Origin of the sequence: Pseudoalteromonas xiamenensis, assembly GCF_030994125.1 — a bacterium.
Lineage (GTDB): Bacteria > Pseudomonadota > Gammaproteobacteria > Enterobacterales > Alteromonadaceae > Pseudoalteromonas > Pseudoalteromonas xiamenensis_B.
This window is the reverse complement of record NZ_CP099917.1, coordinates 1,827,952-1,851,790: the sequence shown is the minus strand read 5'-3', so window position 1 is coordinate 1,851,790 and position 23,839 is coordinate 1,827,952. Positions and strand designations below refer to the sequence as shown.

Here is a 23,839-nt window from a genome sequence, read left to right as displayed (position 1 = left end):
CGCAATGTTTTGATTTTAGAAACTGCTTGAGCTAGGTTCGATACAAAAGAAACACCAAGGAAATGTAATGAAACACGTGAATCGTCGCGACTTTTTAAAAGCCGCAGGGGTCGCCGCGGCTGCGGGAGTCGTGGCTGGCTGCGCCAGTTCATCAAATGCCACTGCAACGTTGACACCTCGTCGTCAGGGAGAATCGGTGATTGGGCTAGTTGTTCCCAAAATTCCGGTTGTTCGTGTGGGGTTCATTGGGGTCGGACAGCGTGGATTCGGCCATGTTAAGCGTATGAGCCATATCGACGGGGCACAGATTGTGGCGTTATGTGATACGCACGATGAAGTCCTTGAGCGTTCCGCTGCGTTTTTGGTTGAACGAGGTCTTCCTAAGCCAACGTTATATCGAGGCAGTGACACGGCTTATCAAGCGATGCTTAATCGCGACGACATTGACATCGTCATCATTTCTACGCCGTGGCGTTGGCATGCGCCTATGGCCATTGATACGATGAACAGTGGCAAGCATGCCTTTGTTGAAGTGCCATTGGCTTTGACGGTTGAAGAAATGTGGGCCATTGTCGACACCGCAGAAAAAAACCAAAAGAACTGCATGATGATGGAGAACGTCAATTACGGTCGTGATGAGTTAATGGTCTTGAATATGGTTCGTCAAGGCGTCTTCGGTGAGCTTTTACATGGGGAAGCGGCCTATATTCACGAGTTGCGTTGGCAAATGAAGGAAATAGAGCACAAGACGGGCTCTTGGCGCACCGCGTGGCACACACGCCGAAACGGAAACTTATACCCCACACATGGTCTTGGCCCTGTTTCGCAATATATGAACATTAACCGTGGCGACCGTTTTGATTATCTGACGTCAATGAGCTCACCGGCTCTTGGCCGTGCCGCTTACGCGCGACGTGAATTCGCCCCCGAACACGAACGTAATCGCTTGAATTACATCGCGGGTGACATGAATACAACGCTCATTAAAACAGTGCAAGGCCGCAGTATCATGGTGCAGCATGATACCACTACGCCACGCCCATATTCGCGCCACAATTTAATCCAAGGTACGAATGGCGTATTCGCCGGATTCCCTAACCGCATTGCACTGGAAGAAGGGGGATCGCAATCGTTTCACGAATGGGATTACGAAATGGAAAGCTGGTATCAACGTTACGACCACCCGCTTTGGAAAAAAATGGGGGCGGAAGCGGAGCGCAATGGTGGGCATGGCGGTATGGATTTCTTAATGTTCTGGCGCATGATTTATTGTCTGCGTAATGGCGAAGCGTTGGATCAAGATGTCTACGATGGTGCTGCGTGGTCAGTGATTTCTCCATTGTCGGCGCAATCGGTCGCGAACCGCAGTGATTCCGTTACTATCCCCGATTTCACTCGAGGTGCGTGGCAAACGGCAAAGCCGCTTGGGATCGTAGATATCAACGTTTGATCATGAACTTCGGCTCGGCTTTTCTGGTGTTTTTCAGTTACAATGAAGGCACAAACAACGAAAAGGCGAGCCAATGAAACTCTCTGTTGAAATCAGTAAATACCCTCTCCACAGTGATTATATTCCATTTATTAAAGACTTTATCGATCGCCTGAATCAGCATGAAGGTTTGCAAGTACTGACCAACACGATGTCGACTCAAGTGTTTGGAGATTATGATCTGGTTATGCGTGTGCTGACAGAAGAAATAAAGCGTTCACATGAGCAATTCGGCAAAGCAGTATTCGTGTGCAAATTCATCGGCGGAGATCTGTCGCCAGAGGCCTAAAACATGAGTGAGTTTTTTTCACAGACATTAACTGGCTTTACAGCGATGTCGCATTGGGAATACATCGCGGTGTTTTTTTCAGTTGTTTATTTGCTGTTCGCAATTAAAGAAAACAGTTGGTGTTGGCCTGCGGCGTTTGCCAGCACATTGATTTATACCTTGTTGTACTGGAATGGGGCGCTTCTGATGGAATCGCTGCTCAATGTGTATTATATGGTAATGGCCATTGTGGGATGGTATTGGTGGAAAAATCCCAAGCAACAAGCGCCGTTAGAGATCCAGTCATGGTCACTTGAAAAGCATACCGTGGTGATCGTGTGCACCGGTGTTGCAACATTGGTGTTTGGTTATTTTATGGATAACTATACGCGTGCAGAGATGGCCTACTTGGATAGCTTTACAACCTGCTTTGCCATTGTGACAACCTATCTCGTGGCTCAAAAAGTGTTGGAAAATTGGCTTTACTGGGTCGTGATTGATGCCGCTTCAATGTACTTATACTACGCAAAAGGGTATTACCCTACTTTGGCGCTCTTTGTCTTCTATACATTAATGGCAATGTGGGGGTTCAAAACGTGGTATGAAGAACTGGAACAGCGCACAGGAAAGAAACTTGTTGAATTGTGACCAATTGCTTGGTTTGGCGACGACGTTATTAAAAATTGATTCGACGAATGTAGCCTGTTCGCTTAGCCGTTTAGCAAAAGGGTTGAACAATAACAATTACTTGCTTGTTGTGGGTAAAGCTCGTTATTTAGTGAAAGAGTATCGAGCTCATATGCCGGTTGACGCGCTGTTTCAACAGCAACGTCTTTCCTTGAAAAACATCACCACTAATCCCATTGCGTGGCATACGAAAGCCCAAGTTGCTGTCTTTGATTATTGGCCAGGACAAGTCTATCGCGGCCAAGAGTGGACTCGGTTTCTACCACTGCTTCGAGACGTTCATCAGAGTTTTCGACCAAAAAAGCATTCTAAGCAAGATTGGAGTATCGACTTAACACAAGAGTTTCAACGTATAGTGTTTAACGATGAAAGTGAAAGTAAGGCTGTGGTTCAGGCGCTTTTACGCTTAAATGACTTTCCAGATTATACCGCGTATTGCCACAACGATTTAGTCATTGAAAATTTACTGTGCGATGGTGAGTCTCTGCGAATTATTGATTTCGAATTTGCGGGGTTTAATGATGTGTATTTTGATTTGGCGGCGTTGGCAGTGAGTCTACAATTGGCCGAGAGTGAAGCGATGCGTATGCTGCGGGCTTATCACGAATTCGATACCAGTTCGCCACAAGCAAATGAAGAAAAACTCAAAGTTTATCGTTATTTATATATTGTGCTGTGTAAACATTGGTATTTGACTCGAGGCTACACAAGGGAAGCCACACAATTAGACATGCAGCTTCACTTGTGGTCGTAAGGCAAATTAGATACCGCCTAAACGTTGTGCTAACTCTTTATATTTTTCAACGTCCGTTTTGTCGAAGGTTGGTTCGCCTTCGTCATCCTGGCCTTTCGCAACCAACAGATTTTCACGAGCAAGACGTCTTACACGCTCAACCTTCACTCCTAAAAATTCTGCAACTTGTTCTGTAGTCATTAGTGACATATTTGTATACCTCATTGATGAATGAGCGTGCTTTCTAGGAAATTAGTCGCTCATACTTAATTATTGTTCTTAAAGGATAGTTAAATAACGCGTTTTTAACAGTCTGTATAGTTTTTTTTGTTTTTTGATGGTTTATTAACCATATAAACGTTCCAAACTAGCAATTTACGCGTTATCTCATTATTATGGCGAAGTTCTTTGAACATGCGAAACGCTCTCGTGGTGAAATGGATATCACGTGGCCCTCCGGAGGCCAAGTTACAGGTTCGATCCCTGTCGAGAGCGCCATCAGCATCCTCACAAATTTAAAGCCATTTTCGCCAGCGAAAATACACGCCAATTCCAAACGTTAATACCACCAAAAAGACAACAAACAGTATAAACGCGAATGGGTTTTCAGTGCCTGGGATCCCGCCGATATTCACACCAAGTAATCCAGTTAAAAAGCCTAACGGCAAAAAGAGTGCCGCGACGACCGACATCACGTACATACGCTGGTTAAGTTGTTCCGACATTTGGCTGGTCATGCTCTGATGCAGTACGTTTGCGCGTTCAATACTGGTTTCAAGCTCTTCAATATAACGGGTTAAATCATTGACAATTTCGGCCAGTTTTAAGCGATCTTTGTCCTCGAGCCAGTCGACTTTTGCTTGACCTAGTTGCCAAATTGCCTCTTTTTGCGGGCGAATGTGTCTTTTTAGGCTAATTGCTTGGCGACGACATTGAGACAGTGTTGTTGTGTCATACGGTGGGGCATGCGCTTCAACATGTTCTTCGATAACGTCAAGCTGTTCGTCCAATGCGTAGATGACATCTTGCATTCGAATAGTGAGGCGATTGAGTATTTCATCGACTAACGCTGAAATAGAAGTAGGGCCCTGTTGCTGCTTAAGTGCACCAAGTACATCTTGCACTGAACGAATTAAACGTCTTCGACAGGTGATCAATAAATTGTCCCTGACGAAAAAGCGAATGGCGACCATGTCTTCTGGACTTTGGTCTGGATTAAGGTTTACGCCCCGCACGAACAACATATCGCCTTTTTGTGCTTTACTGAGTCGTGGACGTGTTTCATCCGCAATGAAGGACTCAAGTTCAAGGGTGGTGAATAAATTTTGTTTACTTAACCAATCAATTGAACTTTCATCACTAAAGTCCATATGGACCCAAAGCGGTTGTTCTTTTGTCGCCATGTTCATGGCTTCAGCCAAATTTGGAATCGCAATACACCCACCTTTCCCGTCAAGTTGTACGGCGTGTACGAGTCCTTTGAATTCTCTCATCCTAATACCTAAGCTAGTTTCTTTGAGTTGTTTATATCTTTATCGCTTATAGTTTAAATAGCAAACGGTTTCAGATCTAACGTATTGCAAGGCTTTTTAATTGTTTAAATGTCATTAAATATACATCGTTAGCTCAATAAAATTCCCTTATTTATTGGATAAAAATATCTTGCTGGCGTATTGTAACTGTTAGCGTATAAAGCACTTTTTTAGCGAAGAAGAGACGATGGCAGAACAGTTTCAAGTAGGATGGCGCGAGTGGCTGGCATTGCCAGAACTGGGCCTCGACCGTATTAAAGCAAAAATCGATACGGGAGCACGGACGTCTTGTTTACATGCTTTCGAAGTTACACCGTTTAAAAAAAATGGCGAGCAATGGGTGGAATTTTGGATTCATCCACATCAAAACGACACAGAAACAACGTTACGTTGTGAAGCTAAAGTGAAAGACAGCCGTGTAGTAACGGATTCGGGTGGACACAGAGAACGACGTTTTGTTATCGAGTCGATGTTGGAAATTGCCGATCATCGTTGGCTTATCGAAATCACGCTAACAAATCGAGACTCAATGAAATTTAGAATGTTGCTTGGGCGCACGGCGATGAATGGCCGAATAATTGTAGACCCAGCAGCATCATTTTTAACCGGACAATAGGACTTACAAGATTATGAAGATAGGTGTGCTCTCACGCAACAAATCCCTATATTCAACCAAACGATTAATCGAAGCGGCGCAACAACGTGGTCACGAAGTGGAAGTGATCGATGCACTTCGTTGTTACATGAACATTAATTCGGATAAACCTGAGATTCATTACCAAGGTGAAGAATTAACGAATTTTGATGCAGTTATTCCACGCATCGGCGCATCGGTGACATTCTATGGCTGTGCGGTTTTGCGTCAGTTTGAATCCATGGATGTGTATACGCCGAATGGCTCAGTCGCGATTACACGCTCTCGCGATAAATTACGTTCGCTACAGGTGTTGTCAAAGCGCGGCGTAGGCATGCCAATTACTGGATTCGCGAGCAAGCCTGATGACGTTAAAGATCTTTTAACGATGGTCGGTGGTGCGCCGGTGGTCATTAAATTACTTGAAGGTACGCAAGGCATTGGTGTGGTGCTTGCGGAAACGCGCAAAGCGGCAGAGAGCGTAATTGAAGCGTTTATGGGCCTTAAAGCTAACATCATGGTGCAAGAGTATATTAAAGAAGCAGGTGGCGCGGACATTCGTTGTTTTGTCATTGGCGACAAAGTGATTGCATCAATGAAGCGTCAAGCGCAAGAAGGTGAGTTCCGTTCTAATCTACACCGTGGTGGTTCGGCTGCGCTGGTACGTATTACGCCTGAAGAGCGTCGAACGGCGGTTAAAGCCGCAAAAGCAATGGGCCTTGGCGTTGCAGGTGTTGATTTACTGCGTTCAGAGCGTGGACCATTGGTTATGGAGGTTAACTCTTCACCTGGTCTTGAAGGTATAGAAACGGCAACAGGCAAAGACATTGCGGGTATGATCATCGACTACATTGATAAAACGCTTCAACAACGCAAAGGGTCGACTCGTGCCGAGGGGTAAGATAAACCAACCCTTTACTCTTTTAGATACGACCGTAGGTGTTGGCGAAAGGCGGACGCTTGATTTGGAAGTATCTAAATTATACACCCACACACCGTTGACGATCCCGATAGAGGTTGTCAACGGAGTGCTCAAAGGGCCTGTGCTTTTGGTGTGTGCTGCCATCCATGGTGACGAATTGAATGGTGTCGAAATTGTACGCCAGTTACTCTCCAAAATAGATCCAAGAACCCTGCAAGGTACGCTTATTGCCGTACCGGTTGTGAACGTGTTTGGTTTCATCCATAAATCACGTTATCTGCCAGACAGACGAGATTTGAATCGGTGTTTTCCTGGATCCGTTCGAGGTTCTCTGGGCGCTCGCATGGCTGAAATTTTTTACCGCCAAGTCGTCGGGAAATGCACGCACATTATTGACCTGCATACCGGGGCAATCCATCGCTCAAACTTACCACAAATTCGCGCCGACTTAAGTAACCAAGATGCTGCTGAAATGGCGAAAGCATTCGGTACGCCGGTGGTCATCGATGCGTCGTTACGAAATGGTTCTTTGCGTAGCGAAGCGGCCAGCATGGGGATCCCAGTCGTGACTTACGAAGCCGGTGAAGCCTTGCGCTTTGACCCGATTGCCATTGGTGCCGGACTGTTGGGCGTTGAAAACGTCATGCGGAAGCTCAAGATGATGAAAGGGCGAGGCAAAAAAGGTAAAGCCGACCCGGTCATTGCTGCAGCAACGAGTTGGGTTCGTGCGGATACGGATGGTATTGTTCGAGCGCAAGTAAGCCTAGGTGAACGCGTTGCTAAGGGACAAATACTCGCCTTTATTGATAATCCGCTTGGCAGTAATGAAGTGCAATGTGTCGCACCGCGAAGTGGGATTGTGATTGGCCAACAAACGTTGCCTTTAGTGAATGAAGGTGACGCGGTCTTTCATCTGGCGTATTTTGCGCATGCAAACAGTCTCGTTGAGCAGCAACTTGAAGATTTTATCGATGAAGTCAGTGATTTTGATGAATTAAAGAGCGCTGATTTTTACGGTAACTCCTAAGTGGGCTGAGCGGTTTTTGAGAGATTGGCCGCAAGTACACCAATCTCTCTTGTTTTACTTCAGGACTTATTTTTTCGGTCCCAATGTGCGTTTCGGTGCAATCACTTTTTGTTTTTGTGGTTCGTCATTCAATACAAGCACAGGGCGCGTGACAAACAAGTTATTTGGGTAAACAATTTTGTGACCATCGACATGCCGCAACATCACATTCATCAGCCCCATTTCAACGATGCGTCCTTCCATAAAGTTTGCCCCATCAATCACTCGGACCCATGAGCCAACTTTATAGTCATTTTGTACAAACATAATGAGAAACGAAGTTAGGTTTGACAGGAGCGACCATGCCGCAAAAAGTGCGACGCCTGCAACAGCAAAGAGCGAGGATCCCACAACCAGCAGCCCTTTTAGTTCTATGCCCCAAAAGACCAGTAAGGCGCAGCATAAAATGATAGCCACAATAATTTTTAGCAGTAACTCAGCGCGAAACTGACGGTGTTCATCAATTTTTCCTCGAGTTACTTTGGCCAGAATGCGCACAGACGCAGATTGAAACAGTGGAAAGCTCAGCAACACCAGTAAAGTAATGATCAGACGATATTGGCTTTGTAGAAATTGAATGATTTCCATGCCAGTAAAAGCTCCTTTGCAATGAGAATGCGTAGGATAAATAAATTGGCTGTTAAAAGCGATTTTTCACGGTAAATTGCCATTGCATTGCATCAACCTTTTCGTCTTTTTGTATTGGCCATGCGATATCCATGTGCAACATTAAATTGGAGTTAGCGCGACTTGGTGCAAGTCGCAGGCCGAAACCAGCGTCACTTAGAGTACTAAGTTCAGGTTGAAATAGGGGCTTACCCGTTGTTTTTCCAACATCGACAAACACGGCACCGCCAACTTTGAATAATTGCCATAAATCGTATTCCCAGTAATAGCGCCTTTCTATATTTAGTAACCATGTAGAGTCGCCTTGGAGGTAATGAGCAGGGTAACCACGAAGCCCGGTTTCGCCGCCAAGAGTGAGTTGTTTATCCGAGGTCATCTTGCGAATATGTTGGTATTCAAGATTGGCAAACCAGGATTCAGTCGAGTTATCGTTGTAGTAATATTGAAGCCCCAACTGTAGGCGTTGATTTTCAGTTTCGCGGCTGTCTACTTTCCATGCGCCATGGCTTTGCGCGGTAAATTTAATGAGACTGCGATCATTGACGTAATGCGATTTTGAGGCAAAAAACCAATACAGCCATCTCGACTCATCGTCACCCAGCCCTTTGTCAGAGTAGCCTAATTTTGCACCGATATTCCACCCTAACTGTAAATCTTCAGTTCGAAAAATTGAGTCTACATTTCGGACTTTGACATACGCGTTTTCAAGCCAGTTATATTCAATGTAGGGATAGCGATAAAGGCGGTCTGTGGGTAAGATTCGAGTACTGGTTGAAAGCGACGTAAAATGCTCTTTGTCTTCTTGAAACCCAAAAATAATGCGGCGAGTCCAATCTTGGGCAACCGCCGTTGAGTGTCCAAAATAAATTTGATGTAGGTCAGTTTGTTGGCTGAACTCATGCACCACTTCTCCGCGCTCATACAGAGATTCAGTACGTTTGTTCGACCCCGTAGCAAAACCATAAGCATAGGGTGTATCGAGGGCGTAGAAAGGATAGGCCATCGATAGCATGTGCATTTGTCCGTCGTCGTTATCGGCATAATCAAGACGACCGGTATAGCGAGTGCCCCAGATATTGGGGTCTTCATAGACAAATAAATACCCTTTGCGAGTTTCATCGGTGGTGTAGGTAAGTGACAAGCGCTTTCCTTTGCCCAGCAAATTCGTTTCCCGAAATCCGATCCGGCTTTTACTCTCGCCTCCGCTGTGGCTAAATCCGAGATCGGGTAATAATGTCCATAAATCACGCGTAACGACGGTGATGTGAATGTCTCCTTCACAAGCCACATCGGCATATATGCGAGCATCATAAAGATAGCGTTGCTGGCGAAGTAAGCGTTCGCTTTCTATTAATTTTTCAGGTAGGTACTCATCGCCTTCTTGAAACAACAAAACCTGCTTAATGACCTCCGCCTCCGTTTGGATGTGTGCACGGTTTGCAAATCGAAACAGTGCGTTATTCTCTTCGGGTAAATCGGTGTTGAAGACATTTAGTTGCACAAGTTCGATGTGATGTATGGTTCGTTTGGGCTGGCGGTTTGGTAGAGGACTGGCTTCTAAAATCTGTCGGTTCGGAGCCAGTGATTCTTGGTTTTTATCGTGCGCGTTGGCGCAGGCTTCATTGCTAAAATCCTGTGCCGTAAGTGGGGTGCTGAGCAAGCAAGCGAAAAACCAAACAACGCCGTATGCGCGACTGAAGCCACGAGGAACGTTGAATGTTAGGCTTTCAAAAACAGCAAGTTGCATTGTGCGCCCTATATAACTTTGTAAAGATGGTTTTCTTTTAAGTGTAATGGGCGCAAGCGAGTTTGCTTAAAATATTTTGTGAAGTTGAAGCAGCAACGCCTCCGCTTCTATCCCTTCAGGGCTTATCCAAATACTGTCAGAGTAATAATCGTAATTGAGGTTAAAACTTTCATCTTGAAAGCGAAATCGAACTTGGCAGCGATCAGCACCCGTGTGCATTTCAAGCCAAGTTAACGCGTCGTGATGCAAAAAGACGGTAGCCCAAAGCTCGAATTCTTCTTGGTGTGGAAACAAGTCTGGTTTAACCCATAAAATGGTGTGTTGTTCATCAACGTGGAGCGCGGTCATAATGGCCTTTGTTAGGATTCATCTAAAGTGAGGTGATTCTCGATGAGCTGCATAAACGGCCCACCGTATTTCATTAATTTGGTGAAGCCAACACCGGAAACTTTCAAAAACTCGCTGTCTGTCGTCGGGGCTTTTTGAGCCATTTCAGCCAGTGTTTTATCGTTAAAGACCACATACGGTGGAACGTCATCGGCATCCGCCAGTTCTTTGCGTAAACTTTTTAACTTCGCAAAGAGTTTGCGGTCGTAACTAAACTTGGCCAATTTGTCTTCGTATACGTGTACAGCTTGTAAGCGAGGCTCGGCTAACTCTAACGTGTATTCACCGCGCAGCACTGCACGAGAGGCTTCCGTTAAGCGCAGCGTAGCGCCCTGCGTGATATCTTGTTCCAGCAAACCATGATGGACGAGCTGGCGTAGGACGCTGAGCCAATATTCACTGCTGTGGTTTTTGCCAAGTCCGTAGGTGCTTAGTGTGTGATGTTGATTATCGCGAATGCGACTCGTGTTTGCACCACGCAGCACATCGACGATATAACCAAAGCCAAATCGTTGTTCCGCGCGGTACACACACGATAGTGCTTGCTGCGCGACCAGCGTACCATCAAATCGTTTTGGTGGGTTTAGGCAGATGTCACAGTTGCCACAAGGGTTGCGCTGATATTCACTGAAGTAGTTTAAGAGAATTTGGCGTCGACAGGTTTGTGCTTCAGCAAACGCAGCCATAGCAGAAAAGCGTTGCTCTTCAACTCGTCGGCGATGCTCGTCTTCAATGTCTTCAAAAAAGCGACGTACGCGCCCAATATCCGCTGGGTCAAAATACATAATGGCTTCAGCAGCCAGTCCATCTCGGCCAGCTCGACCGGTTTCTTGATAATAGGCTTCAACGCTTTTAGGAATGTCGTAGTGTAAGACAAACCGCACATTGGGCTTGTTGATCCCCATGCCAAACGCGACCGTTGCAACCACAATGTGGATGTCGTCACGAGAAAACCCACTTTGCACAAACTGCCGTTCTTCGTTTGATAAACCCGCATGGTAAGCTGCAACATTAAACCCCGCTTCGCTCAACTTTTCGGCGACTTCATCAACGCGTTTGCGACTAGTGCAATAGATAATGCCACTTTGACCCTGTTGAGTGCGCAAATAACGCATAAGCTGCGCCATCGGTTTAAATTTTTCTTCGATGGTGTAACGAATGTTAGGGCGATCAAAGCTCCCCGTATAGATAAACGGGTTTTGCAGAGCAAGCTGATGCACAATATCGCGCCGTGTCGCGGTGTCTGCGGTTGCGGTTAATGCCATCATTGGGACATTTGGGAAAGCGTGCTTGAGTTGTTTCAGTTGACAATAATGAGGTCGAAAATCATGGCCCCAATGAGATACGCAGTGCGCTTCATCAATGGCAAACAGGGATAATGGCAAATGGTGCAGGCGCTCAATAAACTCGCGTTGCAGCACTTTTTCAGGTGCAACGTAAAGCAGTTTAATTTCACCTTCGTGCAAGCGGCGATAGATCTCCACTTGGTCTTCGCGGGCAACACTGTTATTGATGAATTCTGCGGCAACGCCCAATGCTTGCAACTGTGCGACTTGGTCTTGCATGAGCGATATCAGTGGGGACACAACAACCGTGAGTCCACTGAGAGCCAAAGCAGGAACTTGATAGCAAAGGGATTTTCCACCTCCGGTTGGAAGCAAAACTAAACTGTCTTTGCCGCTGAGTGCTGCTTGAATAACATCGCGTTGACCATCACGAAATTCGTGATAGCCGAAAACGTCATTCAAAATAGATTGCACATCAAGCGTAACAGGCATAGGAGTGGCTATCTGGTTCATGCGGGGCATTCTAGAAGTTTTTGTTGGGGATGTCTTTAGCTTTTTTAGGTTGATGCGGTACGAGAAAGCGAGTAGGGTGAGCTCATCGTACCAGTTGCATTGAATAAGCTCATGGATAAAAAAGCGTTAATAGATAAGGTTGAATGGATTTTTGTAAATCAAATGCCGTATAACCAATTTCTTGGTATCTCGGTTGCGGTGTTGAATGCTGAGCGTGCAGAGATCGTCTTGCCTTGGAAAGACGAATTTATTGGTAATCCAACGCAGAAAATTCTTCATGGAGGGGTTATTTCCGCCGTTTTGGATAACGTGGGTGGAATGTTAGCTGCGGCATCCATCATTGATAAACTCCCCGACTCGGAGCTTCATACCGTACCAAGTAAACTGGCCACACTGGGGACGATTGATATTCGAACGGATTTTATTCGTCCAGGACGCGGTGATTCCTTTGTTGCCAGCGCACAGCTCATTCGTTCGGGTAATAAAGTGTGTGTGTGTCGGATGGAATTACACAACAACGAAGGTATACAAATTGCTTTCGGTACAGCAACTTACTTAGTTGGATAATCAAAAGCGAAGCTAAAGCTTCGCCTTATAAGTCGTTAGACAAGTTTATCGTACAGTGCCGTGCCCCACACAAGAGCAACGATCGTCAAGCTGAATGTCACCGCAGCGGAGCCCATGTCTTTGGCGCGCCCAGACAATTCATGACGCTCTAAACTCACGCGATCGGTCAAGGCCTCGATAGCCGAGTTGAGTAGTTCAACAATCATCACCAACAGCAATACGCTCACCAGTAATGCCCAATGACCTAAAGATTGTGCCAACCAAAATGAACCAGGCAACATAACCAATGCAAGCATCGCTTCTTGGCGAAAAGCAGCCTCGTTTTGCCATGCGGCAATCATGCCTTTTCGAGAACAATCAGTGGCTTTAATCACACGCAGAATACCGTCACCGTTGGGCTTGTTTATCATGCTTTATCTCTTGAGGTTAAATGAGTAAATGGCGTCAAGGGAGAGGCTATCGACATAACGATATTTGCCTGCCCCATAGACTTTGCGGGACAGGGTAATGCATCCATTTTGGCTCTGCAATGGAAAATCTGTAAAGAAGTGCAAGTTGCGAAATAGTGAGATTCTGCTTAACTGACAGAACGCAAACAAGGAGCAAAATTATGGCTATCGTTTCTTCTTCACCCGTTCACACATTCTGCTGGGCAGAGCTTTGTTCAAGTGATTGGAAGGCCGCTAAGCAATTCTATCAAACGTTATTTAATTGGACATCTATCGATCAACCCATTGGTGCCGATTGCTTTTACACCATTACGCAAAAAGACGGGGTTGATGTCGCGGCAATGTATCAAATGATGGCATCTCAACAAGCTGAACAAATCCCAAGTCACTGGCTACTGTATATCGCTGTGAACAACGTGGATGAAATGGCAGTAAAGGCCACCGCCCTCGGGGCTGAGATCATTCATGGTCCTCATGATGTGCCAGGCGCTGGGCGTATGGTCATGTTGAATGAACCGGGTGGTGCGGTGTTCGCTTTATGGCAGGGCAGTGATCACATGGGCACGCAACGTAAATTAGAAACAAATGTGCCTTACTGGCATGAACTGGTGAGTAAAAATGCGTCAAAAAGTCGAGCATTTTACAGTGCGCTGTTTGATTGGGAAGTCCAGATAAAACCCATGGAAGGTATGGAGTACTCGTTGTTTTGTCAAAATGGCCTGCCTATCGCAGGGCTCATGGAAATGACCGAAGAGTGGGGAGATATTCCAGCACATTGGATGGTCTACTTTGCCGTTGCAAACACCGATGCCATGGCGGACAACGTCATCAACTTGGGCGGTGAGGTGTGTGTTCCGGCGACAGACATTCCCGAGGTTGGGCGATTTGCTGTGGTCACCGATCCCAGTGGGGCCGTATTCTCGATTATTCAGTCGTCAATGGGCGATGTTGAGTTGGCTTGAGCGCAAAAAGGTGATCTCGTCTCCTTGCATTAATTGGTATAAGTATTCGATGGGGCTATAATGCCCCTTTATTTTTGATGGGAAGAGACAATGGCACACACACAGCAAACGGTGGTTATTACTGGTGCAAGCCGAGGGATCGGGTTGGCATTATGTGAGCTATATCAGCGCCTCGGCTATTCAGTTGTCGCGGTTGTTCGTACTTCGTCTTCGGAACTTCGTCAGTTGGGCGTGGACATACTAGAAGGAATAGACGTCACTGAAGCCAACGATGTCGCCAAGCTTGCACAACACATGAGGGGGCGTGCAATCCATCTTCTAATCAATAATGCTGGGCTTTTCCACAACGAGACATTAGACAGTCTCGATTTTGACGCGTTGGAACAGCAGCTTCAAGTAAACGCCATCGCCCCAATCCGCGTAACGCATGCTCTGTGCTCATGCTTGAACCGTGGTAGCAAAGTGGCCATGATCACAAGTCGTATGGGGTCAATTGCAGACAATAGTTCAGGCGGTTACATTGGCTATCGTATGTCGAAAGCGGCATTGAATGCGGCGAGTATTAGTTTGGCGCACGAACTGAAACCGAAAGGCATCGCCCTTGCGTTATTGCATCCAGGATTTGTGCAAACTCAAATGGTGGGGTTTGCAGGTGATATTTCGCCAAACGAAGCGGCAGCTCGATTAATGGCTCGAATTGATGCGTTGAATTTAGATAATACGGGTAGCTTTTGGCATGCAAATGGCGAAGCGTTGCCTTGGTAATTTAGGAAATAACTCGTGAACGAAGAAAATAAGATTGTGCTGACTTTTGGGTTGTTTGAACTCAATGACACACTCGCCACTCGCGATATGAATGCAGTGGATTTAGAACTCACCGTCGTATTGGCGGATGATGCGATTGAAGCGTTATCGCAAGAACCAACAGAAGAAGAAAGTGTGAGCATTCATGTTGAGCAGTTTAATGTTGAGGCAGTGAATAGCGCGTTTGCCCAGACGATAGAAGGTAACCTTGATGTACAGCTACTGTTAAATCATGGACCTGTACTGAGCGCGGTTGTTGAAGTGCCAACCGGTAAACTGTTTGTGTCTCCACCAATGGAATTACTGACAGCCTAAGCACGTTGAAAGTTGAGCGAGCCGCTTGCCATAGCGTATGATAAAAACAAAGAAATTGAAGAGAGTGGAAGATGTCTACAAACGTTGCAAAACTAGTTGTTATGCTTGAAATGCAAAATGCGATGAACACCAAAGTACATGAAAGTTGGTTTGACCAAGGCTTTGATTGGTATCGTGCTATTTGGGTTGAATGTGCAGAAATGTTAGACCACTACGGTTGGAAATGGTGGAAAAAGCAAACGCCGGACACAGAACAAGTGATCCTTGAGCTGGTGGATATTTTCCATTTTGGATTGTCACTGCGTATTGATGGCAAAACATCGTTTGCGGATATCGCAGCGCATTTAAACACGGAGCTAGACGCGCCAGTCCAAGGCGAAGACTTTAAAGTAACGCTCGAAAAACTAGCGGGTGCAGCAGTCACCGAAAAGCGTTTTGATGCGCAGGCATTTGCGGGATGTATGGCTCAAATCGGTATGTCATTTGATGATTTATATCGTGGTTATGTTGGTAAAAATACGTTGAATTTCTTCCGCCAAGATTTCGGTTATAAAGACGGTACTTACATCAAAGTTTGGGATGGCAAAGAAGATAACGAACATCTAGTTGAAGTGGTTAAATCACTTGATACCAGTGCGTCTGACTTCGCAACGCAAGTGTATGAAGGCTTAAAGTCACGCTACCCAGCTTAATGATTTAGCGCTACACCCAATCGGGCACCTATTGGTGCCCGAATCATTGATTTACACTTTTCGACTAAAATGTGACTCGCATGCCAAGGCCAATGACATCCGCTTCCTGTTTACCATGTTGATTGGACTTTGCCTCACCATGAGCACCATAGAACATCAGCGTGCTATGTTGGCTGAGGTGGTAATCTACACCCAACGTGACGCTAGCATTGTTATCACCCTTAATCCCGTAGAAGGATTTGATGCCCGTCGTAAAGCGAGCATTTATCCACTGCGCTTTGAACGTTAATTTGTCCAAATGATAGAGTACACTGACCAGTTGGCCGGATTGCTTGTCGAGATTGTTTTCCGTCGCGACGCTCTGTTCAGTTAACACCCCGATTTGCCATTGTTCATACTGATAGGTTGCCGATAACCTGAGCAAGTCTTGTTGCGTGATGTTTTGTTCATAAGCCAGTGCAACATAGAGGTTGTCGTGTTGGTATTTAAGACTGCTCGAGGTTCCTCGGCGTTCACGCTTATCCCCGTCTTTATCAACTAGGACATAGGCAACCGCTGCGCTGACACCGTGAAGAGATGCGGATTCAACAACCACCATGTTTTCTACGTATTCACCCGGTAAAAAGGTGCGTAAATCAACCACATCGTTAAATGCATCAACACGACCTTGAGAAAGCTTAAACGGCGTATTACTGAAGCCGAGTTTAAGACTACCATATTGATTTTTAAGTCCAACAACGGCTTCACGTAAGAAAAACGAGTCGTCCTTTTTTTGTGTCTTTAAGTTCACACCATATTCCAATAAATAGAAGGCGTGTTCATTGTCTGAAAACGTTTCTTCACCTTTTATACCAATGCGTGAAGCTTTGCTTCTAAAAGCACTGCTGTCATCGGATAAAGACTCATCAGTGTACTGCACGTCCTCGCCTGCCAGCGCGACAATGCCATAAGAAGTTAAAGACGGTGATGCCGCAAGTAGCGGAGTAGTGACGATTAAGAGTGCTGTAGTGCAGGTGTGTGTGATTAATTTCATAGCGGGTAAGTATCGGTTTTACAACTTGTTTTAATTTACAACTTATTAAACTTTAAGGCGATAAGTTAATCTACTGTAACATGTTGCAGTTGTTGATTTCGAGCAATGCAAGAATAATTGGCCTCATAAACACGCACACTTATTGAACGAACCGAATGGTGAATGCGCTGAGTGAGTAACGAATACTTTAATTATATGTAGGCCATAAAATGACCCGTAAATCAGAAATTATCTTTAACGAAGCAAACAAGTACATTCCAAATGGTGTAAGTTCACCGATGAGAACTTTCTCGCTTGTAGGCGGTGATCCAATCATTTTGGAATCAGCGAAAGGCACCAAAATCATTGACGTAGACGGTCGTGAGTACACGGACTTTCTAAGTGGTTTTGGGGCAATTTTCCTCGGCCATTCACGTGAAGAAATCTCTCAAGCAGTCGCTGCTCAACTAGACAAAGGTCTAGTTGTGGGGCTCTCTACAGAGATAGAGAAAGAATTAGCACGAAAGATTGTGGAAAGCACACCAGCTATCGACAAGCTCCGTTTTGTTGTCAGTGGTAGTGAAGCGGTTATGACTGCACTTCGCATTGCTCGTGCGTACACTGACCGTAAATATTTCGTACGCTTTGTAGGCTCCTACCATGGTCATGCGGATGCATTGTTAGCGCAACCAGGTGGTAATGTTGCTGTGGCAGTGAAAGGAACGACAAACGGCGTAGCTGAAAACAATGTGATCATGTGTGAATACAATAACTCTGAGCAACTGCGTCAAATTTTCGAAGAACGTGGTCATGAAATTGCAGCGGTTATTGTTGAGCCATTTGCAACAAATATGGGCTTTGTTAAACCACATGCTCACTTCCACCAAGACATCAGACAGTTGTGTACAGATTACGGTTCACTGTTCATCTTCGACGAAGTGGTTACAGGCTTCCGTTTCCGCTTCGGTGGTGTGTCTGCGTTACTTGGTGTCGATCCCGATTTAACGACGTTTGGCAAAATCATCGGTGGTGGTGCTCCAGTTGGCGCGTACGGTGGTAAAGAGAAGTTCATGAAGTTAGTCGAAATCGGCAATAAAGTGTTCCAATCAGGCACGTTCGCTGGTAACCCAATCACTATGGCTGCAGGTAATGCTGCCCTAGATTTGATGGCAAAACCTGGTTTCTATGAAGCAATGGATGAAAAAGGCGCGTTGCTTGAAAAAGAAATCAAACAGAATTTCGAAAAATACGACATCCCATTCCACTTCACTCGTTTTGGCGCACTGTCTGGCATCGCATTTAGACGTTCAGGTGCCGACATGCAGAACTATTCCGATGTGAAACAGCAAGAATATGAAATCTATAAAAACGTGCATTTAGCCATGCGTGAAAAAGGTTTCCTAATGGCACCAAGTTTGGAAGAGCCCATTTTCTTGAATGACGCACATACAAACGACGACATCATCCGTTTTGCTGAAGCGTTAGCGGTATCGATCGCAGAACAAATTAAGTAAATGAATTACCGCGTGCGCTTACTGTAGCAAAGCGCACCGACTCAATTTTGAATACCAATTTTAAAGGATCTAAACCATGAGCAATTTAGCAACCAAAATTCTACCAAATGTAGAAAACGTGAAGAAAGAAGCAAATAACATTAAGCATTGGTACCGAAAAGCAACGGTTAGAACAACTGATCGTATCATCGTACCTAGCTTAAACAGTGATGAGTACATTTTCCCGCCATCACGTCAGCCATTAGTGTCACACCCAATGGTGATCAACAAAGGTAAAGAGACAATTTCCTATATTTTGGCGCAATCAGCGTATCGCTACATGTATGAAATTGGTTTGTTGGAAACGCGTTTTGTTATCGATTGTTCATTAAACATCGTAAATAACGTGATTGAAGGCTTCAGCGATGTCACTAAACGTGAAGCGTTAGCTATCGTTATCGACGAAGGTTACCACGCTTACGTTGCATTGGATTTCATCATGCAAATGAAAGAACAAAATGCAATTCAACCACTTGAAGTACCGCAAACAAACGGCAACTTAGATGCTGTACGTCATGCATACCAGGTATTGAGCCCAGAAATTCATCACCATTTCCAACTATTGTCAGTCACGCTTGCGGAGCATACGTTGACAAAAGATTTGCTGGCGATTGGGGAAGAAAAGAGCGCAACGGAAACCTTTAACCAAGTAATGACAGACCACGTAGCAGACGAAGGCCGCCACGCGAGTTTCTTCATGACGGCAACGACAAACTACTGGGTGAAATTACCTGACGTAGTTAAAGACGAAATCGGTCAGTTCTTACCAGCGTACATCGACGAATATTTGAAAGGCGATGAAGAACGAGATTTTGACCGCAAAGTGTTGTTAGCCAGTGGTTTCACTGAAGCAGAAACACAGCAAATTCTGGATGACACGGCAGAAGTTTATCTTGGCAAAATGAATGCATACATTGAAAAGACAACTCTTCAACTTGTTGAGTGTGTTGAAAAAATGGGTTTATTGAACCACGAGAAGACAAAGCAAGCGTTCATTGCTCACGGTCATAACGTTTAATTTCCAAAGTGCAGGCAGGCGTGGCGAGAGTTTCACTCTCGTGACCGCTTGCTCACTTTAAATCCATGAAATGACATACCTCTTGTCAGGGAAGCTAAAACCAGACGACGTGCTTAATACCGAGGTATGAATGTTCTCTGCACAGGGGAGTTAAGCAAAATGATAGTACAAGCCTTATTAAACAACGCATTAAAATTTGAACATGATAATGCTGTAGTCGCTCAAGGAAAAAGCGTGTCATACGCTCAATTGGCGGCTCAAGCGACGATGATGGCCAAAAATCTTGTACGTTTAGGCGTATCACGTGGTGATGTTATTGCGATTTATTCAGATCGTGGCATCAACACCGTTATAAGCATGTTTGCTGTCATGCTATCAGGCGCTGCCTACACCATCGTAGAAATGACAGAGAAGCGCATTGAATGCGTGATTCACACAAAAAACATTGAACCTGATTTCGTCTTAGCGGATGCGAAAGAAGCGGCGATATTCTCTGACGTTGTTCCATGTTTTATTTTTGAAGAACTAACACGAGCAACCTCCGACGACATTACTTTACCAGCATTAACGCAAGAAGACGTCGCGTATGTGTTGTATACCTCGGGTTCAACGGGCAAGCCAAAAGGCGTTAAAGTGAGTCACGGAAATATTGAGCACTACACTCAGTCTATTGCCTCACTAACACAGGTGCCTGAGGGGCTTAACTATGGTCACTTAAGCACCTTAGCGGCGGATCTTGGAAACACCTCATTGTTCTTGTCGCTCTATAAAGCGGGTAGCTTGCACCTTATCGATCAATACACACGTAAAGACCCGATCAAGTTATTCGAGTACTTTGTTACGAATCGCATTGAATTTGTGAAGATCACTCCATCTCATTGGTCTGCCGTTTCAGATGCTCATCAATTGAGTGGTAACCCATACCCACACCTAGAATACCTTGTTTTTGGTGGCGAACCATTACTCAAAACTGTCGTTGAAAAGGTATTGAGTTCAAACACAGTAAGCAACGTGTTTAACCATTATGGACCGACTGAAACCACCGTTGGAGTAGCTGCATTACGTTTAGAAAGCCTTGAACACGTGGCACTCATTCCAGGTGACGTGATCCCAATTGGTGCACCGTTTGGCGAAACGACATTTTACATTTTAGATGAGCAAGGGCATTACCGCTCAAGCTCGGTAAAAGGGGAATTGTTGATTGCAGGGCCTTCTGTATCAAAAGGCTACCGCAATTTGCCAGAAGAAAACGCGAATCGCTTTATTACCATTGAACTCAATGATGGCCGTGCTGTGCGTTGCTACAAAACGGGTGATTATGTAGACATCGATGAGGATGGTATTACCAGCTTTATTGGTCGATTAGACCGCCAAGTGAAGATCAATGGCTATCGAGTCGAGTTGGAAAGCATTGAAAATACGATGCGTGACAACTTACCTATCTTTGGCGCATCGGTTGCGTATTTTGAATTGAACCAAAAGAAATGGTTAGTTGCCGCAATTACGCCACCGAGTGAACCCTGTGCTGACATGAAGGCTCGCCTTGAAAACGTTATGCCGGGTTATATGGTGCCACAGCGTATTTACGTGTTGGAAGACTTCCCGCGTAATGAGAATGGTAAAACAGACGTTAAAGCCATTAAAGCTATCTTGACCGAGAAACTTACGGAAGAATTGGCAAATCAAGCGACTAGCTCAGATGCACCGTCAATTGACCAAGATTACGACGGTGTCGAGTTAGAGGTCTACCTCGGCGTGCAGCCGATATTCCACAAATACATTGCGAAAACCGACTACACCATCCATGACAGTTTCTTTGAATTAGGTGGTAACTCACTTGATTCGGTGCAACTAGTCGCGAATTTGCAATATAAAGGACTGTCGCTGTCAGCATTCGATTTTAACAACACACCGACTATCGATGGAATCGTCAAAAGTGTGGTGAAAAACCGCGAATCAGCGGATAAAGCCGGTAAAGTTGTAGAGCGTACGGAAGTCACTACGTTTGCAGCCGCGCAAGATTTCTTCTTTAAAGAAGAGCTTGCATCACCTGATCTGTATAACCAAGCGTTGATGTTCCGCATCGACCAGCGCGTTGATTTTGACGTGTTGAAGCAGGCGATGGGTATTTTGTGTGAACAGCACGAATTGCTCCGAACCTCATTTGTGCGTCATGAAGGCCATTACCTTGCCAAGCCGCTTAACGCGTCAATCGATAGTGTGTTAAGTCGCTCTACCTTGCCTGCGAATGAAGATCATCGCGCACTCATTAAAACGCAATCAACAGCGGTACAAGAGGCAATTAACCTTGCGTCTGGCGAAGTGTTTAAAGCGCACCTTTTTGAAACAACCGACGCTGAAAGTTACTTGTTGCTCGTGGCGCACCACATCAGTGTAGATGTGATTTCATGGCGCATCATCACCAGTGAGTTGTCACAGCTTTATGGTGATTTAATTGACGGAATCGACATTGTGTCGAACCCGGTGCGTTGCAGCTTCTGGGATTGGGTTGACCACCTTGATTCGTCAATTGCAAAAGACACGTCGTCCTCGGTTAGCACAGATCCTAAGCCTTCGGTATTCGCGTCAAAAATGCCGCACACGGAAGGTAACGCGCATACGTTCTGGTTCGCGTACTCCAAAGAGCATTCGATTGAATTGGAGGCTGCATCTGCCGCTAAGAACGTCCCGCTACACACACTTTTATTGGGTACATTGGCACATGAATACGGTAAGTTGAACAACGCAAACCGCGTATGCATTGATGTTGAAAGCCATGGTCGTGTGTCGTTTGACCCTGAAGTGGATATCTCACGCGTCGTTGGGTGGCATACTTCAACGTATCCGTTTGAAGTGGATGTGGATGCTTACGTGATTGACCAAACACTGTTGAACACCAAAAAAGAGTTTGATAGTGCAGTCAATTTAGGTGTCGAAAAAAGTTGGCAAGTAAAACACATCGAGGACGTTGAAACACTATACCACGCCCCAATTTGTTTCAATTACTTGGGTGACACGGACTTCCCACATGACGACCGCTTAGCCTTAACGCCAAGCACGATGGACATTGGGCCATGTCGTGGCCGAGATAATATTCGTTTCCACGACATCAAAGTGTCTATTCAAAAAATGCATGGGCAATACGTCGTCGATATATCCTATCCGTCGGTTTGCGATGAAACCCAAAAAGCACAAATCGTTGCGCTACTTGAGCGCTATCGCGATCGTTTAAACAGTCTTTTGGTTGACCAATCGGCGGTAATGGCTCCGGTATTAACGGAAGGAACCAGCACGGGTGCCATCCATTATTGCCCTGAGGGCTTTATTTCAGCGTCGGAGTCAACGCACCAGCGTCACTACGGTACGGTTCTGCTCACAGGCGCAAGCGGGTTTATCGGCGTGCATTGTTTAAAAGAACTGTTAGAGACCACGTCGGCTGAGATTGTCTGCTTGGTTCGTTCTTCAGCGGATAAATCAGCCGCAGAACGCCTATATGACAATTGGTGTTGGTACTTCAGTGATGAAGATTGGCAAACCTACGCAAGTCGGATTGCGGTGTTAGACAGCGATTTAACACGCACGCAATTTGGACTTCGTGACGAACAGTATGAAGGGCTGAAAAACGTCGTTGATGCGATTTACCACCTAGCTGCAGACACACGCTTAATTGGCTCAACGCAAGAGTTTTATGAGTCAAATATTGTTCCTCTAAAACAAATCATCAATTTCTCAAAAGTGGGCAAAGTCAAAGACCTGCACTACATGTCGACGTTGGCCGTATGTGGTGTGAATCGTGACATGGTGAAGTTTAGAGAAAGCTCACTGAACATCGGTCAAGATTTCCAAAACGGTTACGAGAAAACCAAGTATCAAGCCGAAGAGTTGGTGAATAGCCACATCGTTGAGGGCTACCGTGCGTATATTTACCGAACAGGTAACGTATCGGGTAACTCCATTACAGGTAAGTTCCAGCGCAATTCCAAAGCGAATCGCCTCATTCAATTCTTGAATGCCACGGCGAAAGTTGGGGTGTTGCCGACAAGCATCGATGAAGAAGTGAACTTAAGCCCTGTGGATGTGGTTGCCGCATTCGTTGTGAAGTTGTCTCTAGATCACGAACAAGCCCCGGGGGTTTTCCATGTGGATACACCTCACTACTTCTCTATGAAGGCGCTCTATAAAGCGTTAGCAAATAACGGCTTTACGTTAAACCACTCGACAAACAAAACCTTCGGTGAAGTGTTTGGGTGGCTCGACAGTACGGTGGATTCCGATTTTGCACTTGGCAAATTATGGAGTTCGAGAAGCCCACGTAACGTGATTTACGACCACAGCGTCACGCTCAGAAAGTTGGAGAAACTGGGCTGTCGTTTCGAGGAGCCAACAGAGGCTTGGATTGAAAAATTCATCTGCCATTTGATTGAACAAAAGGCGATTTCGAAATCAGACCCAGATCTACTGCACTTGGGCCAATTTACGAGAAAACGGATTTTCAAAAATCCGGATTATCCATCAGTTTTGCTGAAAGCTTCAGCGTAAAAATGTAGCAATGTTTATTTAATTCTGACAAAGAAAA

At 45.4% G+C, this 23,839-nt stretch carries 23 protein-coding genes and 1 tRNA gene; 16 read left to right on the top strand and 8 right to left on the bottom strand.

Annotated elements, in window-relative coordinates:
• Positions 1-67: 67 nt before the first annotated feature.
• From NI389_RS08565 to NI389_RS08550, 4 genes are all read left to right on the top strand, one after another.
• Positions 68-1,450 carry a Gfo/Idh/MocA family protein gene (locus tag NI389_RS08565; protein WP_308359255.1) on the top strand — a complete coding sequence of 461 codons (1,383 nt, stop codon included), beginning with the start codon at positions 68-70 and terminating at the stop codon, positions 1,448-1,450.
• 73 nt (positions 1,451-1,523) lie between these two features.
• On the top strand, positions 1,524-1,778 hold the full coding sequence (locus tag NI389_RS08560; protein ID WP_308359253.1) for a hypothetical protein: 255 nt from the start codon (positions 1,524-1,526) through the stop codon (positions 1,776-1,778).
• Between the two features lie 3 nt (positions 1,779-1,781).
• Positions 1,782-2,405, top strand: a complete 624-nt coding sequence (gene pnuC, locus NI389_RS08555) for a nicotinamide riboside transporter PnuC (RefSeq protein ID WP_308359251.1) — start codon at positions 1,782-1,784, stop codon at positions 2,403-2,405.
• A complete protein-coding gene (locus NI389_RS08550; RefSeq protein ID WP_308359249.1) occupies positions 2,392-3,198 on the top strand; it encodes a phosphotransferase in 807 nt (268 codons plus the stop codon). The genes pnuC and NI389_RS08550 overlap by 14 nt, the downstream gene beginning before the upstream one ends.
• Before the next feature lie 6 nt (positions 3,199-3,204).
• On the opposite strand, the gene NI389_RS08545 is transcribed toward NI389_RS08550, so the two are convergent.
• Positions 3,205-3,387, bottom strand: a complete 183-nt coding sequence (locus NI389_RS08545; protein WP_308359248.1) for a helix-turn-helix domain-containing protein — start codon at positions 3,385-3,387, stop codon at positions 3,205-3,207.
• A 213-nt stretch (positions 3,388-3,600) separates the two neighbouring features.
• Between NI389_RS08545 and NI389_RS08540 the strand changes: the two genes are divergently transcribed.
• A tRNA-Arg gene (locus NI389_RS08540) sits at positions 3,601-3,675 on the top strand.
• Between the two features lie 17 nt (positions 3,676-3,692).
• Here the strand turns inward: NI389_RS08540 and NI389_RS08535 are convergent.
• A complete protein-coding gene (locus tag NI389_RS08535) occupies positions 3,693-4,670 on the bottom strand; it encodes a zinc transporter ZntB (RefSeq protein WP_308359247.1) in 978 nt (325 codons plus the stop codon).
• A 226-nt stretch (positions 4,671-4,896) separates the two neighbouring features.
• Between NI389_RS08535 and NI389_RS08530 the strand changes: the two genes are divergently transcribed.
• Genes NI389_RS08530 through NI389_RS08520 form a run of 3 tightly spaced genes read left to right on the top strand, consistent with a single transcriptional unit; the run spans position 4,897 to position 7,292 of the window.
• Positions 4,897-5,325 carry an ATP-dependent zinc protease family protein gene (locus NI389_RS08530; protein ID WP_308359245.1) on the top strand — a complete coding sequence of 143 codons (429 nt, stop codon included), beginning with the start codon at positions 4,897-4,899 and terminating at the stop codon, positions 5,323-5,325.
• 13 nt (positions 5,326-5,338) lie between these two features.
• Positions 5,339-6,244: a 30S ribosomal protein S6--L-glutamate ligase gene (gene rimK, locus NI389_RS08525; RefSeq protein WP_308359244.1), complete on the top strand. Its 906-nt coding sequence runs from the start codon at positions 5,339-5,341 to the stop codon at positions 6,242-6,244.
• A complete protein-coding gene (locus tag NI389_RS08520) occupies positions 6,231-7,292 on the top strand; it encodes a succinylglutamate desuccinylase/aspartoacylase family protein (RefSeq protein ID WP_308359242.1) in 1,062 nt (353 codons plus the stop codon). The genes rimK and NI389_RS08520 overlap by 14 nt, the downstream gene beginning before the upstream one ends.
• A 66-nt stretch (positions 7,293-7,358) precedes the next feature.
• Here the strand turns inward: NI389_RS08520 and NI389_RS08515 are convergent, their stop codons facing one another.
• The 4 genes from NI389_RS08515 to recQ form a co-directional block, all read right to left on the bottom strand.
• Positions 7,359-7,919: a mechanosensitive ion channel domain-containing protein gene (locus NI389_RS08515; protein ID WP_308359241.1), complete on the bottom strand. Its 561-nt coding sequence runs from the start codon at positions 7,917-7,919 to the stop codon at positions 7,359-7,361.
• A 52-nt stretch (positions 7,920-7,971) separates the two neighbouring features.
• Complete coding sequence (locus NI389_RS08510) at positions 7,972-9,705, bottom strand: ShlB/FhaC/HecB family hemolysin secretion/activation protein (protein WP_308359240.1); 1,734 nt, start codon at positions 9,703-9,705, stop codon at positions 7,972-7,974.
• Positions 9,706-9,771: 66 nt separating this feature from the next.
• Positions 9,772-10,053 carry a DUF3630 family protein gene (locus NI389_RS08505; RefSeq protein ID WP_308359239.1) on the bottom strand — a complete coding sequence of 94 codons (282 nt, stop codon included), beginning with the start codon at positions 10,051-10,053 and terminating at the stop codon, positions 9,772-9,774.
• Between the two features lie 11 nt (positions 10,054-10,064).
• Positions 10,065-11,900: a DNA helicase RecQ gene (gene recQ / locus NI389_RS08500; protein ID WP_372588592.1), complete on the bottom strand. Its 1,836-nt coding sequence runs from the start codon at positions 11,898-11,900 to the stop codon at positions 10,065-10,067.
• Positions 11,901-12,002: 102 nt separating this feature from the next.
• Here recQ and NI389_RS08495 point away from each other — a divergent pair, with 102 nt between their 5' ends.
• On the top strand, positions 12,003-12,458 hold the full coding sequence (locus NI389_RS08495; protein WP_308362473.1) for a thioesterase family protein: 456 nt from the start codon (positions 12,003-12,005) through the stop codon (positions 12,456-12,458).
• Positions 12,459-12,493: 35 nt separating this feature from the next.
• Here the strand turns inward: NI389_RS08495 and NI389_RS08490 are convergent, their stop codons facing one another.
• Positions 12,494-12,868: a diacylglycerol kinase gene (locus NI389_RS08490; RefSeq protein WP_308362471.1), complete on the bottom strand. Its 375-nt coding sequence runs from the start codon at positions 12,866-12,868 to the stop codon at positions 12,494-12,496.
• Between the two features lie 200 nt (positions 12,869-13,068).
• On the opposite strand from NI389_RS08490, the gene NI389_RS08485 reads away from it, so the two are divergent.
• From NI389_RS08485 to NI389_RS08470, 4 genes are all read left to right on the top strand, one after another.
• Complete coding sequence (locus NI389_RS08485) at positions 13,069-13,869, top strand: VOC family protein (RefSeq protein WP_308362469.1); 801 nt, start codon at positions 13,069-13,071, stop codon at positions 13,867-13,869.
• A gap of 90 nt (positions 13,870-13,959) precedes the next feature.
• The gene (locus NI389_RS08480) at positions 13,960-14,634 is read left to right on the top strand and encodes an SDR family oxidoreductase (protein ID WP_308362467.1); all 675 of its coding nucleotides are present in this window, start codon (positions 13,960-13,962) and stop codon (positions 14,632-14,634) included.
• 15 nt (positions 14,635-14,649) lie between these two features.
• Positions 14,650-14,988, top strand: coding sequence for a hypothetical protein (locus tag NI389_RS08475; RefSeq protein ID WP_308362465.1), 339 nt, complete (start codon positions 14,650-14,652; stop codon positions 14,986-14,988).
• A gap of 71 nt (positions 14,989-15,059) precedes the next feature.
• On the top strand, positions 15,060-15,680 hold the full coding sequence (locus tag NI389_RS08470) for a dUTP diphosphatase (RefSeq protein ID WP_308362462.1): 621 nt from the start codon (positions 15,060-15,062) through the stop codon (positions 15,678-15,680).
• A gap of 64 nt (positions 15,681-15,744) precedes the next feature.
• Here the strand turns inward: NI389_RS08470 and NI389_RS08465 are convergent, their stop codons facing one another.
• Entirely contained in the window at positions 15,745-16,713 is a 969-nt protein-coding gene (locus NI389_RS08465) for a porin (RefSeq protein WP_308362460.1), read from the bottom strand.
• 209 nt (positions 16,714-16,922) lie between these two features.
• Here NI389_RS08465 and NI389_RS08460 point away from each other — a divergent pair, with 209 nt between their 5' ends.
• The 3 genes from NI389_RS08460 to NI389_RS08450 all read left to right on the top strand — a co-directional run bounded on the left by NI389_RS08460 (position 16,923) and on the right by NI389_RS08450 (position 23,802).
• Positions 16,923-18,206 (top strand): aspartate aminotransferase family protein, encoded by a 1,284-nt coding sequence (locus NI389_RS08460; RefSeq protein WP_308362458.1) that lies wholly within the window; start codon positions 16,923-16,925, stop codon positions 18,204-18,206.
• A 76-nt stretch (positions 18,207-18,282) separates the two neighbouring features.
• Positions 18,283-19,263: a diiron oxygenase gene (locus tag NI389_RS08455; RefSeq protein ID WP_308362456.1), complete on the top strand. Its 981-nt coding sequence runs from the start codon at positions 18,283-18,285 to the stop codon at positions 19,261-19,263.
• A 159-nt stretch (positions 19,264-19,422) separates the two neighbouring features.
• Entirely contained in the window at positions 19,423-23,802 is a 4,380-nt protein-coding gene (locus NI389_RS08450; protein ID WP_308362454.1) for an AMP-binding protein, read from the top strand.
• Positions 23,803-23,839 lie beyond the last annotated feature (37 nt).